At 48.8% G+C, this 14,579-nt stretch carries 14 protein-coding genes; all 14 read left to right on the forward strand.

Going from position 1 to position 14,579, the window contains the following annotated elements:
• Positions 1 to 3 precede the first annotated feature (3 nt).
• On the forward strand, positions 4 to 993 hold the full coding sequence (locus HNR77_RS01780) for a beta-ketoacyl-ACP synthase III (protein ID WP_184180190.1): 990 nt from the start codon (positions 4 to 6) through the stop codon (positions 991 to 993).
• Positions 994 to 1,018: 25 nt separating this feature from the next.
• A complete protein-coding gene (gene fabD, locus HNR77_RS01785; RefSeq protein ID WP_184180193.1) occupies positions 1,019 to 1,960 on the forward strand; it encodes an ACP S-malonyltransferase in 942 nt (313 codons plus the stop codon).
• A gap of 258 nt (positions 1,961 to 2,218) precedes the next feature.
• Positions 2,219 to 2,968, forward strand: coding sequence for a 3-oxoacyl-[acyl-carrier-protein] reductase (gene fabG / locus HNR77_RS01790; RefSeq protein ID WP_111269978.1), 750 nt, complete (start codon positions 2,219 to 2,221; stop codon positions 2,966 to 2,968).
• Between the two features lie 151 nt (positions 2,969 to 3,119).
• Positions 3,120 to 3,353, forward strand: coding sequence for an acyl carrier protein (gene acpP / locus HNR77_RS01795; protein ID WP_024630176.1), 234 nt, complete (start codon positions 3,120 to 3,122; stop codon positions 3,351 to 3,353).
• A gap of 176 nt (positions 3,354 to 3,529) precedes the next feature.
• Positions 3,530 to 4,768, forward strand: a complete 1,239-nt coding sequence (fabF, locus tag HNR77_RS01800) for a beta-ketoacyl-ACP synthase II (RefSeq protein ID WP_111269979.1) — start codon at positions 3,530 to 3,532, stop codon at positions 4,766 to 4,768.
• A 13-nt stretch (positions 4,769 to 4,781) separates the two neighbouring features.
• Positions 4,782 to 5,480 carry a ribonuclease III gene (gene rnc / locus HNR77_RS01805; RefSeq protein WP_110893220.1) on the forward strand — a complete coding sequence of 233 codons (699 nt, stop codon included), beginning with the start codon at positions 4,782 to 4,784 and terminating at the stop codon, positions 5,478 to 5,480.
• A gap of 188 nt (positions 5,481 to 5,668) precedes the next feature.
• Positions 5,669 to 9,238: a chromosome segregation protein SMC gene (gene smc / locus HNR77_RS01810; RefSeq protein ID WP_184180196.1), complete on the forward strand. Its 3,570-nt coding sequence runs from the start codon at positions 5,669 to 5,671 to the stop codon at positions 9,236 to 9,238.
• An 84-nt stretch (positions 9,239 to 9,322) separates the two neighbouring features.
• On the forward strand, positions 9,323 to 10,330 hold the full coding sequence (ftsY, locus tag HNR77_RS01815; protein ID WP_184180199.1) for a signal recognition particle-docking protein FtsY: 1,008 nt from the start codon (positions 9,323 to 9,325) through the stop codon (positions 10,328 to 10,330).
• Positions 10,331 to 10,474: 144 nt separating this feature from the next.
• A complete protein-coding gene (gene trhA / locus HNR77_RS01820) occupies positions 10,475 to 11,122 on the forward strand; it encodes a PAQR family membrane homeostasis protein TrhA (protein WP_184180202.1) in 648 nt (215 codons plus the stop codon).
• A gap of 267 nt (positions 11,123 to 11,389) precedes the next feature.
• Positions 11,390 to 11,740: a putative DNA-binding protein gene (locus tag HNR77_RS01825; RefSeq protein WP_184180205.1), complete on the forward strand. Its 351-nt coding sequence runs from the start codon at positions 11,390 to 11,392 to the stop codon at positions 11,738 to 11,740.
• A 66-nt stretch (positions 11,741 to 11,806) separates the two neighbouring features.
• Positions 11,807 to 13,183, forward strand: a complete 1,377-nt coding sequence (ffh, locus tag HNR77_RS01830; protein ID WP_111269984.1) for a signal recognition particle protein — start codon at positions 11,807 to 11,809, stop codon at positions 13,181 to 13,183.
• A gap of 54 nt (positions 13,184 to 13,237) precedes the next feature.
• Complete coding sequence (gene rpsP, locus HNR77_RS01835) at positions 13,238 to 13,510, forward strand: 30S ribosomal protein S16 (protein WP_056700527.1); 273 nt, start codon at positions 13,238 to 13,240, stop codon at positions 13,508 to 13,510.
• 23 nt (positions 13,511 to 13,533) lie between these two features.
• Positions 13,534 to 13,764, forward strand: coding sequence for a KH domain-containing protein (locus tag HNR77_RS01840; protein WP_024630185.1), 231 nt, complete (start codon positions 13,534 to 13,536; stop codon positions 13,762 to 13,764).
• A 301-nt stretch (positions 13,765 to 14,065) separates the two neighbouring features.
• Positions 14,066 to 14,578 carry a ribosome maturation factor RimM gene (rimM, locus tag HNR77_RS01845; RefSeq protein ID WP_184180207.1) on the forward strand — a complete coding sequence of 171 codons (513 nt, stop codon included), beginning with the start codon at positions 14,066 to 14,068 and terminating at the stop codon, positions 14,576 to 14,578.
• The last annotated feature ends 1 nt before the right edge of the window (position 14,579 follow it).

A 14,579-nucleotide genomic window follows, 5' to 3' on the forward strand; every position in this document is an offset into this window, starting at 1 on the left:
GATATGAATAATTTGCGCCCGGTAGGGATTATCGGTACAGGTAAATATGTGCCTGAGAAAATTTTAACCAATAGTGATCTGGAAAAAATGGTAGATACAAATGACGAGTGGATTGTCAGCCGTACAGGCATTAAGGAACGTCATATCGCTGCACCGGATCAAGCGACATCCGATCTGGCGTATGAGGCGGCGTTAAAGGCGCTTGAATCCGCAGGCATGACAGGCAGCGACCTGGATCTGATAATTGTTGCAACAATTACACCGGACTCTTCTTTTCCTTCGACAGCCTGCATTCTGCAGGATAAACTGGGGGCAAAAGGAGCGGCTGCTTTTGACCTGTCCGCTGCATGCTCCGGTTTTGTTTATGGCCTCGCAACAGCGACAAGCTTTATCCAAAGCGGTATGTACAACAATGCGCTCGTCATCGGAGCAGACTGCTTGTCACGTATTACAGATTATACAGACCGCAACACTTGTGTGCTCTTCGGAGACGGAGCTGGCGCTGTCGTTGTCGGTGAAGTACCGGAAGGACGCGGCTTCAAAGCATTTGACCTCGGTGCCGAGGGTGCAGGCGGAAGTCTGCTTCATATCGAAGGTGGCGGTTCACGTTTACCTGCAAGTGCAGAGTCGGTTGAGAATAAAAAGCACTACATCTACATGAACGGTCGTGAAGTGTTTAAATTTGCGGTTCGTGTAATGGGTACAGCAACCGTTGAGGTGCTTCGCAAAGCGGGTATGGACCGTACGGACGTTGATTTGTTCGTACCGCATCAGGCGAATGTCCGCATTATTCAATCCGCAATGCAGCGGCTTGAGCTTCCTGAAGAGAAAGTGGTTGTGAATGTGGACAAATATGCGAATACTTCGGCTGCATCCATTCCGCTGGCACTGGTTGAAGCTGCTGAAGAAGGGCGCATGAAAGCTGGAGATACCGTTCTGATGGTTGGTTTCGGCGGCGGTTTGACATGGGGCGCATCCGTACTCGTATGGTAAACTAGACAGCTGGAGGATGAAGGAAATGGGTAAAATCGCTTTTGTATTCCCTGGACAGGGATCACAGACGGTAGGTATGGCGAAGGATGCGTATGAGTCCGTGCCTGCTGCCACAGAAATTTTTCGCACAGCGGATGAAGCATTAGGCTTCTCGCTGAGCAGCCTGATCTTTGAAGGACCAGAGGCTGAGCTGAAACAGACATCCAATACACAGCCGGCTCTGCTCACAGCAAGTATTGCCTTGCTGGAGGCATTCAGAGAGAAAGGAATCGAGCCGGATTACGCAGCTGGACATAGTCTGGGTGAGTATAGCGCACTCGTAGCTGCGGGTGTTCTTTCCTTCAAGGATGCTGTTCAGATTGTTCGTGCGCGTGGTCAATATATGGAAGAGGCTGTTCCAGGAGGACAAGGAGCCATGGCTGCTGTTCTGGGTGCAGATCGGGAAGCGCTGGGGGTGCTTTGCCGTGATGTGTCCGGGAGTGGTCACGCGGTCGAACTTGCCAACATCAATTGTCCGGGGCAGATCGTCATCTCGGGTGTAAAAGAAGGCGTTGCTGCCGTTTCGGAACGGGTGAAAGAAGCGGGCGGCAAACGTGCTATTGCACTTGAAGTGAGTGGTCCGTTCCACTCTTCATTAATGAAAGGCGCAGCAGAGAAGCTGGCAGACAAGCTGAGCACGGTTACGTTCTCACCTGCACAGGTTCCTGTGGTGGCCAATGTTACGGCTCGTCCTGCGGAAGATGAACAATTTCAACAATTGCTGACGACACAGGTCTATTCTCCGGTTTTATGGGAAGACAGTGTGACATGGCTGATTGAGCAAGGTGTGGATACGTTTATCGAGATTGGTTCAGGCAATGTTTTGACCGGTTTGATTAAAAAAACAGATAAAACCGTAAAACTATACAATGTAAACAGTCTTGAAACGTTGGAAGCAACGGCAGCTGACCTTAAAAATAATAATTAAATCACATAAGTAGAACTATTTATTTACACTTTAACGGAGAGGACAGAAAAAACCTGGAAAAGCGAAGCTAAAGCTTTCTGCAAGAAAGCTGCATCGGAAGCATAGCGTTCGCCTTTATCACCGGATTTTTCCCTTTGAAGAAGGGAATTAAAAAAAATCTGGGGATAACAGCGATTGAAAGGTTATTCTGTCATCGGAGTGCTTGTGTAAATAACCTAAGTTCAACTTGTGTAGATTCAGGGAGAGGAGGGAATGGTTATGTCTAAACCGTTAGAAGGTAAAAATGCATTGGTAACTGGAGCATCGCGTGGTATTGGTCGGAGCATTGCACTTGCTCTGGCTGAAGCTGGTGCAAATGTTGCTGTCAACTATGCTGGCAGTCAGGCTGCCGCAGAAGCGGTAGCCGAAGAGATTCGGGCCAAAGGTGTTCAGGCCATTACAATTCAGGCTAATGTAGGTCTGATGGATGAGGCGGAACAGATGGTCAAAACGACGCTTGATGCGTGGGGGAACGTTGATATTCTGGTGAATAACGCCGGAATCACTCGGGACAACCTGATCATGCGTATGAAAGAAGAGGAGTTCGATCAAGTCATCGAAACGAATCTGAAAGGGGTGTTTAACTGCCTGAAGGCAGTCACTCGTCCAATGATGAAGCAGCGCTCGGGGAGAATTATTAACATTTCTTCTGTAGTGGGCGTGCTCGGTAATCCCGGACAAGCGAACTATGTTGCAGCCAAGGCTGGTGTTATTGGTTTAACCAAAGCCTCTGCACGTGAGCTGGCTTCTCGCGGAATTACCGTAAACTGTGTTGCGCCAGGGTTCATCGAAACCGATATGACAAAAGAGTTGTCTCAGGAACTGGTTGATGGTATGCTTAGCGGCATTCCGTTGTCACGTCTGGGACAGCCGGATGAAATTGCCGGTGTTGTTACATTCCTTGCGTCAGAGGCTTCGTCTTATATGACAGGTCAGACACTGCATGTTGATGGTGGCATGTACATGTAAACATTCCTGGACTTGAGTTAAAGTCGGGGAACAGGCGCTGGACGATCCGAAATGCCGGAAAAAGGCCGGGTTCCCCGGCCGGGAGCCGCATATGTCTTCTATGGCATTTTGCCTGCGATTCTCGTATAATACCTAGGAGGAGGTGAACCGGATGTCCGATGTATTGGAGCGTGTAAAACGCATCGTCGTCGACCGCTTGGGCGCAGACGAAGCTGAAGTTACACTTGAAGCATCTTTCAAAGAAGATTTGGGTGCTGATTCTTTGGATGTAGTGGAATTGGTCATGGAATTGGAAGATGAATTCGATTTGGAAATCTCTGATGAAGATGCAGAAAAAATTACGACCGTAGGTGAAGTTGTAAACTACATACAATCTCATACCTAAAGTCAATTCAGTCCCGCTCCTGTTGTTCAACAGGCGGGACTTCTCATCATTCATTGGTTTTTCACATCCCGCAGACGATTTTGCTTCGTTGATCTTCGGAAAGATGTAAAGCATAGCCGTCTGCGGCTATTCCCACAAAATACTTGCGTAATGCAGTCGATATAGAGGTGAGTCGGTTGAAACAAAGAGTCGTAATTACCGGAATGGGCGTAATGACATCGCTCGGAAAAGATTTGGAAACGTTCTGGGGCAGTTTAATGGCAGGCAAGTCCGGAATCTCTCAGATTGAGGCGTTTGATGTTAGTGAATACACGACACAGATTGCAGCCGAGATCAAGGATTTCAACCCGGAAGAGTATATGGATCGTAAGGAAGCACGCAAAATGGACCGTTTCGTTCAGTTCGCTGTAGCTGCCGGCTTCAAGGCGGTGGAGGACAGTGGTCTGAAAATTAACGAGAACATTGATGCAGAGCGTTTTGGCGTATCCATTGGTTCAGGGATTGGTGGATTGGGAACCTGGGAGGACCAGCACAATGCACTTCTGCAAAAGGGTCCTAAACGTGTCAGCCCGTTTTTTATCCCGATGATGATCTCAAACATGGCTTCTGGCCAGATGTCGATTTCATTAGGTGCTAAAGGTCCGAACATTAACGTGGTTACCGCTTGTGCTACAGGAACACACTCCATCGGCGATTCATTCAAGCTGATTGCCAACGGGGATGCAGATGCGATGATCTGCGGCGGTGCGGAAGCGACTATCAGACCTACGGGATTGGCAGGTTTCTGCGCGATGCGTGCGATGTCTACACGTAATGATGATCCTGCAAAAGCGAGTCGTCCTTTTGATACAGGTCGCGATGGATTTGTTATGGGTGAGGGTGCAGGTATTCTGATTCTGGAATCACTGGAGCACGCTCAGGCACGCGGAGCGCGTATCTATGGAGAGGTTATCGGTTATGGTCTGACGGGCGATGCTCATCACATGACAGAACCGGACCCGGATGGAGCGGCACGTTGCATGACGATGGCACTTCGCAACGCAGGCATCAAGCCGGAAGAAGTGGATTACATCAATGCACACGGAACGTCAACGCCAGTTGGAGATCGTTCAGAAACGCTCGCGATCAAAAAAGCGTTTGGTGATCATGCGTACAAGCTCGCCGTAAGCTCTACCAAATCCATGACAGGTCATATGCTTGGCGCTGCGGGTGGTGTAGAAGCGGTAATCTGCGGATTGTCTCTGACACATCAGACACTGGCTCCAACGATTAACCTGGAGGATCAGGACCCTGAATGTGATCTGGATTATGTACCGAACGTTCCACGTCAAACTAAAGTAAATGTGGCGATGTCTAATTCATTTGGATTTGGCGGTCACAACGCTACCATTATTCTCAAAAAATTTGAAGCATAAGGGGCTAGTTCGTTTGAGTGAAGATCTGAAGCAGTTACAACAAAAACTTCAAATCAAATTTGACAACAGACAGCTTCTAAAACAAGCGTTTACCCATGCTTCTTATGTAAACGAACATCGGTTCAGTCAACATCAGGATAATGAACGTCTGGAGTTTCTGGGCGATGCTGTATTGGAGCTGACTGTATCGGAGTACTTGTATCATCTGTATCCTAACCGTCCGGAGGGTGAGCTGACAAAGATGCGGGCTTCCATTGTCTGTGAACCTTCCCTCGTCAAATTTGCTGAAGCACTCGGTTTTGGACAATATGTACTTCTTGGTAAAGGTGAGGAATTAACTGGGGGACGTACACGTCCGGCTCTTCTCGCCGATGTGTTCGAGTCATTTATAGGTGCATTATATCTTGATCAGGGTCTTGAGCCTGTGCGGGCTTTCCTGGATCAGCATGTGTTTCCGTTAATCGTGGTTGGCAGCAAGCTGCAAATGAGCGATTACAAAACAGAGCTGCAGGAGCTTACACAGCATCACAATATGGGGGCTCTGGAATACCGGATCGTAGAGGAGCGGGGACCAGCCCATGAACGTGAGTTTGTCTCGGAGGTCCATATGGGTCAGGAACGGCTTGGCCGAGGTACGGGACGTTCCAAGAAAGAAGCGGAACAACAAGCAGCATCCGCGGCGCTTGAACGCTTGAAGCTTCCGGAGGCCTGAACGGTACCAGGCGGCGCATAGACAAACGAAGAGCAAAGAGCAGCCCGCGGGTCCGCCCCGGCGGAAGTAATTGGCCGGACTGCTTTTTGCTCTTTTTTTTGTAAAGAGGCTCGGGAAGCATTTTCGGATCTTTAATCGCGCTGAATGCATTATTTTGAAATTTGCAAGAGGAGGTGACGAGAAGCCCTATGTTTCTGAAACGAATAGAGTTGGGTGGATTCAAGTCATTTGCCGACAAAACGGAAATGGAGTTCGTTCGTGGAATTACAGCTGTTGTTGGCCCGAACGGAAGTGGAAAAAGTAATATCTCTGATGGCATCCGCTGGGTGCTTGGTGAGCAAAGTGCCAAGTCACTGCGTGGGGGCAAAATGGAGGATGTTATTTTTGCAGGCAGTGATGCACGAAAGGCCGTCAATTATGGTGAGGTTTCGCTTACGCTGGACAATGAGGATCATGCGTTAGCTCTTGATTTTGGAGAAGTGACCGTGACCCGGCGTGTGCATCGCAGCGGAGATAGTGAATATTTTATTAACAAACAATCCTGCCGCCTGAAAGATATTACCGAACTCTTTATGGATACCGGTATCGGTAAAGAGGCTTATTCCATCATTGGACAAGGACGAATTGAGGAGATTTTGAGCACTCGCTCTGAGGATCGCCGGGGGATTTTTGAAGAGGCTTCTGGAATCGTTAAATATAAATCACGCAAACGGGATGCTACGCGCAAACTGGATGAGACGGAACAAAATCTGCTACGTATCCACGATCTCGTAACCGAGCTGGAGGACCAGATTGGGCCGCTGAAGGAGCAGTCCGAAAAGGCAGTGCATTATAAACAGCTGCGTGCAGAGCTAAAATCGAAAGAAATTTCGATGTACGTGTACCAGATTGAACAGATTCATGCTTCATGGAGCAAAGCAAGTGAACGACTGGCGTCCCTTAAACAGGAGGAAGTTGGCCTTGCTGCCATTGTGTCTACCCATGATGCGAAGCTTGAAAATGATCGCAATGCACTGCGTAAGCTGGAAACCGAGACCGAAGAGCTTCAAGCGGCCTTGCTGCAGTTCAGTGAGGCAACAGAGAAGAGCGAAGGACTGGGAGAGCTGCTTCGGGAACGTGCACGTCATTTACAGGCGAATCAGGAGCAGTTGAAGGAAACGTTGACGGTGAGTGAAGAGAAACATCGTGAACGGGAAGCCGAGCTGCTTGCTTTGCGTGAGAAATTTGGCAAGCTTGAGCTTGAACTGGCTGATGTGAAAAACCGGTTATCCGAAGAAGAAGCCAAATTGGTGGGGGTAACGGGTGGCATCAGTCAGCAGCAGGAGGAAAGTCTGAAAGGAAACCTGCTGGAGCTTATGAATCAGATGGCACAGGCGCGAAACGAAATCCGTTATGTGGACCAGCAGAAAGAAACGCTGGAGCGCAGAATGAACCGTGCATCAGAGGAATCCGGGAAGTGGGAAGAGCAGAAGGAATCGCTGGAAAGCCGTAAAGCTGAAATCCAGAAAAAGGTAGTTCAGTTAGGCAAGGAAATCAGCGAGCTGCGCGGAAATTACATTTCGGAAAGCGAGCGGCTGCAGTCGCTGCAGAAGCTGCTTGAGGAAAGCCGCAGCACGGTGCGTAAATGGGAGCAAAAGCGTGAGGCCCAGGTGTCCCGCCGGGATACGATGAAAGAGATGCAGGATGATTTTGACGGATTTATGCTTGGGGTCAAGGAAGTGCTCAAGGCTTCACGCAAAGGTGTACTGAATGGTGTGCATGGCGCGGTGGCTGAGCTTGTCAAAGTGCCCGAGAAGGTTGAGCTTGCCGTAGAGACGGCCATGGGGGCAGCCCTGCAGCATATCGTTATGGAAAATGAAGCGGTATCCAGACAGGCTATCGCCTTTCTGAAGCAGCGTCAGTTGGGACGAGCGACCTTTTTGCCGCTGGACGTAATTCGCCCCCGTGCCATCGGTGCAGGCGAACGCTCCATGGTTGAGGGGATGGAAGGTTTTGTTGGCATCGGTGCCGAGCTTGTGCATTATGATGACCGATACGCTTCGATTATTGGCAGCTTGCTTGGCAATGTTATTATTGCAGAAACGCTGGAGTTTGCGAATAAAATCGCAGCACGCTGCCAATATCGTTTCCGTGTGGTGACGCTGGAGGGCGACGTCGTTAATGCTGGGGGTTCCATGACTGGTGGCAGTCAGCATAAGAAAAACGGAAGCTTGCTCAGCCGCAAGCGGCAGCTGGACCAGCTGGATCAGGATATTCTGGACACCGAGCAGCAGATTGTGAAGCTGCACCGGAGTGTAGATGATGTCAAAGCGCAGTTAGAGCAGTGTCAGGACAAGCTGGATCAGCTCCGTCAATCCGGTGATGATACCCGGAATGCAGAGCAGCAGGCCTCCATGGAGATGAAGCAGATTGAGCATGAACTGCGTCATGTACTGGAGCAGGTTGCTGCAGCAGGACAGGAGAAGAGCGGGTTCACGGAAGAGATCAAGGAGCTCGATCAGTCCAGAATTGAAGCGGAGAAAAAGCTGGAGCAGCTGGAGGAAGAGGAAAAGGCTACGCATCGTGCGATTCATGCGGCAGAGTTTGCCCGGAAAGCCAATGAGTCAGCCAAAGAAGAGCTGCAGAGCCAGTTAACTGAACTGAAGGTTCGTGAAGGCAAGCTCGATCAGGAGCGCTTCTCCAATGAGGAGCAGCTGCGCAGACTGGAGCGCGAGGTGGAATCACTCGTCAAGGATCTGCGGCAGAATCGTACACTTCTGGCTTCGATGGAAGCAGACTTCAAGAAAACGCAGAGCGAAAGTGTGAAGCAGATTGAAGATCTGAACGAATACAAGCTGAAAAAGGCAAATGCCTCTCAGGAGCTGGATTTCAAACGAGCAGCACGGAGTGAATTGTCGAAGAAGCTTGAGCTGGCAGAGAGTGAGACAAAGGAGCAGCGCACACAGCTCAAAGCCGTGGAAGAACAGATGCGCCAGACCGAAATTTCGGTTAACCGCCTCGATGTAGAGCTTGAAAACATTCTGCGCAAGCTGACCGATGAATATGAGCTCGGTTACGAGCTTGCCAAAGAGCGTTATCCGGTTCCCGAGGATGTGGAAAGTACGCAGGCCGAGGTACAGAAGCTGAAACGTGCCATATCGGCTCTTGGCGATGTGAATCTGGGGGCCATTGAAGAGTTCGAGCGGGTCAATGAGCGCTATGAATTTCTGAATGAGCAAAAAAATGATCTGGTCGAAGCCAAAACGACGTTGTATCAGGTTATTCGTGAAATGGAAGACGAGATGGCCAAGCGCTTCAAGTTTACGTTTGATGCGATTCGCCGTGAGTTCGGCACCGTATTTACGAAGCTGTTTGGCGGAGGGCGTGCTGACCTTGTGCTGATGGACCCGGAACGGCTGCTGGAAACGGGAATAGATATCGTAGCCCAGCCGCCAGGCAAGAAGCTGCAAAATCTGCAGCTGTTGTCCGGTGGAGAGCGGGCTTTAACGGCTATGGCACTGCTGTTTGCCATTTTGCATGTGAAGCCTGTACCATTCTGCGTACTGGATGAAGTCGAGGCTGCGCTGGATGAAGCGAACGTTGTTCGTTTTGCTCAATACTTGCGTGAATTCTCTGAACAAACACAGTTCATCGTTGTAACCCACCGCAAGGGTACGATGGAAGAAGCAGATGTCCTCTATGGAGTTACAATGGAGGAAGGTGGAGTCTCCAAGCTGGTATCGGTTAAACTGGAGGATGAGGAAGCTGAAATCGCCTGATTCGGCTGGTGAAACTTGGAGTACAGCTATTAAAATGTTTTGCACACCATTACGATTCAATTATGCACACGATGGAGGGGCTTTATGAGTTTCTTTAAAAAGCTGAGAGACAGCATTGCAAGTAAAACGGAATCGGTGACCAAACAGTTCAAGGATGGACTTGAGAAAACCCGTAAAGGGCTTGTGGAAAAAGTAACCGATCTGGTCATTCGCCGCAAAAAAATAGATGAGGAGTTCTATGAGGAACTCGAAGAAATTCTGATCGGAGCGGATGTGGGCGTCAATACCGTTATGAATCTGATTGAAGACCTGCGTGCAGAGGTGAAAAAACGCAAGATTGAGGATGCGGCTGAGCTGCAGCCTGTATTATCAGAGAAGCTGACGGATTTGCTTCGTGGTGAGCAAAATAACGAGCTGAAAATGAATCCGGATGGCATTACCGTTATTTTGTTTGTTGGTGTGAACGGTGTTGGTAAAACAACAACGATTGGCAAGCTCGCTCATCGCTTCAAGCAGCAAGGGAAAAAAGTAATTATGGCTGCGGGGGATACGTTCCGTGCCGGAGCGATTGAGCAGCTTGAAGTATGGGGACAACGCGCAGGTGTTGATGTGATCAAGCAGCAATCCGGTTCTGATCCTGCGGCTGTTATGTATGATGCAGTGCAGGCTGCCAAGCAGCGCGGAGCAGATGTGCTCCTCTGTGATACGGCGGGTCGTTTGCAAAATAAAACTAATCTGATGGATGAGCTGAACAAAATCTATCGTGTCATTCAACGTGAAATTCCGAGCGCTCCGCATGAGGTGTTAATGGTGCTGGATGCAACGACAGGCCAAAATGCATTAAATCAGGCCAAGCTTTTCGGTGAGAAAAGCGGTGTAACAGGTCTGGTGCTCACCAAGCTCGATGGGACGGCCAAAGGCGGAATTGTTGTCGCCATTCGTCAAGAGCTGGATTTACCTGTGAAGCTGGTTGGACTCGGGGAGAAAATTGATGATCTGCAGGAGTTTGATTCCGAGCAGTTTGTACATGCCCTGTTCGCCGGATTAATCCAGGAACAGCAGACAGAGGACGCTGAAGGCGAGAATAATTAAACTGATCAACAAGGTGTGAACCAAAAATAGAATGATTCATCGTATTGCCGCTGCATCATGTGAGAGCTCACGTGTAATGTCATCGGCAATACGTGTATAATGAAGGATAACCGAGATAGTAATGGGTTAGAAAGGAAGGTTGATATGGCCAATACCTATACTTACTCCCGACGTGAAGAGGTTGCTAATGCAGTGACACATGGCATTGGTGCAGCACTCAGTGTAGCTGCGTTAGTGCTGTTAATTGTATTTTCCAGTATGAAAGGCACCGCCTGGCACGTGGTCAGCTTTACGATCTATGGCATTACGATGCTGCTGCTGTATACGAATTCAACACTGGTTCACGCGCTTAAAGAGGGAAAAGCGAAGGATTTGTTTGAGTTTTTTGACCACTCCTCCATTTATCTGTTTATCGCAGGCACATACACGCCTTTTTTGTTTATCGCTGTCCGTGGAACGCTGGGCTGGACCTTGTTTGGCATCATCTGGGGCATTGCCCTCGCCGGGGTGATCTTTAAAGCTTTCTTTACGAAAAAGTTTCTGTTTATGTCCACGATTTTTTACATCGCGATGGGCTGGCTGATCGTTGTCGCCTGGAATCCGCTTATAGCGGTCATTCCAACGGGAGGCATCGTGCTGCTGGTTGGTGGAGGACTGATGTATACACTGGGCACACTGTTCTATGTATGGAGAGCATTTCCGTTTCACCATGCCATCTGGCATTTGTTTGTGCTGGCCGGCAGCATTCTGCATTTCTTTGCCGTGCTGATCTATTTGACTCCGCTTCGCTAAACGTCTAACGAATCGCCTCGTTGTATCGAGACGTTTCGTTTTTTGTTTTTCAGGCGGGATGCATCAGGCGAATAATGGTATGGCAAACTGGAGAAAAAAGGGCTCTGAAATGGCCTTCCGACGGCGTTTCCGCTTGTAGAACTTCGGAATTGCTGCTCTTTTTATTGTGACAAGTATTTTTGCTTGACATACTGATTAGTTTTAGGTATTATTAGGAACGTTGCAAGAGTGTAAAGTGTTTTTCCTTGACGAAGGGAGTGCCCCGATATGAGTCAAGAAAACCGGCTTGAGAAGACAAACCGGATTAACTTGCTTTTTGCTTTTTATGAATCGCTGCTTACAGAGAAGCAGCAAACCTTTTTGAAGTATTACTTTCATGATGATTTTTCACTTGGCGAGATCGCAGCCGAGTTCGAGATCAGCCGCCAGGCGGTATACGAACATATCAAGCGTGCTGAGCAAGTGCTGGAAAACTACGAAAGCAAGCTGGGCTTGCTGGAGAAGTATGAGAGACGCAGCCGCTGCCTTGAAGAGTTACAGCAAGCATTGGAACGCGCTGGCGTTACGATGGATAACAACAAACCAATACACGATCTCGTTGCTCAGCTGGGTGAGTAACCAATGCACAATGAATTGTGACGAGACGATCTGACAAACGTAAGTAAGCTTAAAGGAGGTGGGATCATGGCATTTGAAGGATTAACGACCCGACTGCAGAATGTGTTCAGCAAGCTGCGCGGCAAAGGCAAGGTGTCTGACGAGGACGTAGCCGAAGCGATGCGTGAAGTACGCCTGGCATTGCTTGAAGCGGATGTAAACTTCAAAGTGGTCAAGGAATTCATCGCCAAAGTGAAAGAGAAGGCTGTCGGCAAGGAAGTAATGGAGAGCTTCACACCCGGAATGGTCATCATTGACATTGTTAACAAAGAGCTGACGGAGCTCATGGGTGGAAGTCAGGCCAAGCTGGCGAAGTCAAACAAACCGCCTACGGTGATCATGATGGTCGGTTTACAAGGTGCGGGTAAAACAACAACGTCCGGTAAACTGGCGAAAATGCTGCAGAAGCAAAACAGCAGACCTTTGCTGGTTGCCGGTGACATCTACCGTCCGGCTGCGATCAAGCAGCTGCAGGTGCTCGGAGAACAGCTCAAAGCACCGGTATTCACCCTTGGAGACCAGACAAGCCCGGTGGAGATTGCTCGCCAAGGTCTGCAGCATGCCAAGGATAACGGCAATGATTATGTAATCGTCGATACAGCAGGACGTCTGCACGTCGATGAAGAACTGATGGAGGAGCTGCGCCAGATTCACAGTGTTGTGAATCCGGATGAAGTACTGCTTGTTGTCGATAGTATGACGGGTCAGGACGCGGTTAACGTGGCAGAACACTTTAATCAGCAGCTTGATCTGACCGGCGTTGTTCTGACGAAGCTGGACGGCGATACACGCGGCGGTGCGGCATTGTCTGTCAAAGCAGTTACAGGCTGTCCGATCAAGTTTGCTTCTCTGGGAGAAAAGCTTGATGCACTGGAGCCATTCCACCCGGAACGTATGGCATCCCGGATTCTCGGCATGGGGGATATGCTGTCTCTGATTGAGAAGGCACAGTCCAACATTGACACAGAGAAAGCGAAGGAAATGGAACGTAAAATGCGTAATGCGGAGTTTACGTTTGAAGATTTCCTGGAGCAGATGGATCAGGTGAAGAAGCTTGGACCGATTGACCAGATCATGGATATGATTCCGGGTATGGGCAAGATGAAACAAGCGAAGGACCTGAAGGTGGATGACAAACAGATGGGCCGAATCGAAGCGATTGTGTATTCCATGACAACCGAAGAGAAACGTAACCCGGATATGATCAATCACAGCCGCCGGAAGCGGATTGCAACCGGAAGCGGAACATCGCTAGCAGAGGTGAATCGTCTGATCAAGCAGTTCGATGAGATGCGCCGTATGATGAAGCAGTTCTCGGATATGATGGGCCCTAAAGGCGGCAAAAACAAAGCGATGAAACAGCTCAAAGGTCTTGGTAAAGGAATGAAGTTTCCTTTCCGTTGATTGAACAGCAGTTTATATGAGAACCAGATTTCATTGAAGGAGGTGAATTTTCAAATGGCAGTTCGTATTCGTCTGAAACGTATGGGTGCTCACAAAGCTCCTTTCTACCGCGTAGTGGTATCGGATTCCCGTTCCCCACGTGACGGTCGTTTTATCGAGGAGATCGGTTACTACAACCCGGTTGAACAACCGGCTGTTGTTAAGATCGATGAAGATAAAGCATTGCAATGGCTTCAAAACGGTGCGCAAGCATCCGACACTGTCCGCAACTTGCTGAGCAAAGCGGGCGTGATGAAGAAATTCCACGAGTCTAAATTATCTAAATAAGGTGCTGATTCGGAGGGTCATCTATGGAAGAATTAGTAAGCATAATTGCTAAGGCTTTGGTCGATCATCCGGAAGATGTGGCGGTTCGGACGGTTGAGAAAGACCGGCTTGTCGTTTACGAGTTAACGGTGCATCCCGACGATGTCGGAAAGGTGATCGGAAAACAGGGACGAATCGCAAAATCTCTTCGTACGGTCGTCACATCAGCAGCAGTTAAGATGGATAAACGGGTTACCGTTGATATCATATCTTAAAGATATACGAAAGGGGGTTAGGATGCATGTCCTAGCCCCTTTTCGTGCATGCTGAACTTAATATGTTGGATTAGTTATTGAATTAAAATATTTTGGGGTATGAGTTACTTCGGAGTAGTGTAGGGGACGGAATCGATTCTGGAGAAGCGTTAGCGTTCGCCTTTATCACCTCATTTTCACCTTTTATAATAGTTCAAAAAATGAGGGGGTAACAGCGATCGGAAGAACGAACCGTCGCCGGAACGGCCGTACGAGAGTCGAAGTACCTGTTTATTTTGATTGAATACCGTAGGAGGATTGTATGGCAGAGTTTATGAATGTAGGTAAAATTGTAAATACGCACGGGATTCGCGGCGAATTGAAGATCATGCCTTTGACTGACTTTCCTGAGGTTCGTTTCGCTAAAAATGCCGAGCTGTTCCTGTTTACTTCGGATGATCGGCCGGTGCCGGTTACAGTGGAGTCTGCACGTTTGCATAAAAATATGTATATTGTTCGTCTGAAAGAATATGGAAATATTAACGAAGTAGAGAAGTTCAAAGGCGGAATGGCAAAGGTATCGAAGGAAAATCTGGCCGATCTGGAAGAAGGCGAATATTATTTCCATCAGATCGTGGGATGTGCTGTAATTACCGAAGAAGGGGAAACCCTTGGGACCATTACGGAAATTCTAACACCTGGTGCCAATGACGTCTGGGTTGTCAAAACACCGGCAGGTAAAGAGGTGCTGATTCCGGTCATTGATGATGTTGTACTGGATGTGGATGTGGAACAAAAGCGGGTCAAGATTCACCTGATGGAAGGACTGCTGTAAC

The organism is Paenibacillus sp. JGP012 (assembly GCF_014203995.1).
In the GTDB taxonomy this organism is placed as follows: Bacteria; Bacillota; Bacilli; order Paenibacillales; family Paenibacillaceae; genus Paenibacillus; species Paenibacillus silvae.

What these genes read in the sequence shown, in the direction of transcription:
- ftsY (WP_184180199.1), top strand. Translation starts at nt 9,323, where the DNA reads ATGAGTTTCTTTAAAAAGCTGAGAGACAGCATTGCAAGTAAAACGGAA.
- smc (WP_184180196.1), top strand. Translation starts at nt 5,669, where the DNA reads ATGTTTCTGAAACGAATAGAGTTGGGTGGATTCAAGTCATTTGCCGAC.
- rimM (WP_184180207.1), top strand. Translation starts at nt 14,066, where the DNA reads ATGGCAGAGTTTATGAATGTAGGTAAAATTGTAAATACGCACGGGATT.
- HNR77_RS01780 (WP_184180190.1), top strand. Translation starts at nt 4, where the DNA reads ATGAATAATTTGCGCCCGGTAGGGATTATCGGTACAGGTAAATATGTG.
- trhA (WP_184180202.1), top strand. Translation starts at nt 10,475, where the DNA reads ATGGCCAATACCTATACTTACTCCCGACGTGAAGAGGTTGCTAATGCA.
- HNR77_RS01825 (WP_184180205.1), top strand. Translation starts at nt 11,390, where the DNA reads ATGAGTCAAGAAAACCGGCTTGAGAAGACAAACCGGATTAACTTGCTT.
- HNR77_RS01840 (WP_024630185.1), top strand. Translation starts at nt 13,534, where the DNA reads ATGGAAGAATTAGTAAGCATAATTGCTAAGGCTTTGGTCGATCATCCG.
- fabG (WP_111269978.1), top strand. Translation starts at nt 2,219, where the DNA reads ATGTCTAAACCGTTAGAAGGTAAAAATGCATTGGTAACTGGAGCATCG.
- acpP (WP_024630176.1), top strand. Translation starts at nt 3,120, where the DNA reads ATGTCCGATGTATTGGAGCGTGTAAAACGCATCGTCGTCGACCGCTTG.
- ffh (WP_111269984.1), top strand. Translation starts at nt 11,807, where the DNA reads ATGGCATTTGAAGGATTAACGACCCGACTGCAGAATGTGTTCAGCAAG.
- rpsP (WP_056700527.1), top strand. Translation starts at nt 13,238, where the DNA reads ATGGCAGTTCGTATTCGTCTGAAACGTATGGGTGCTCACAAAGCTCCT.
- fabD (WP_184180193.1), top strand. Translation starts at nt 1,019, where the DNA reads ATGGGTAAAATCGCTTTTGTATTCCCTGGACAGGGATCACAGACGGTA.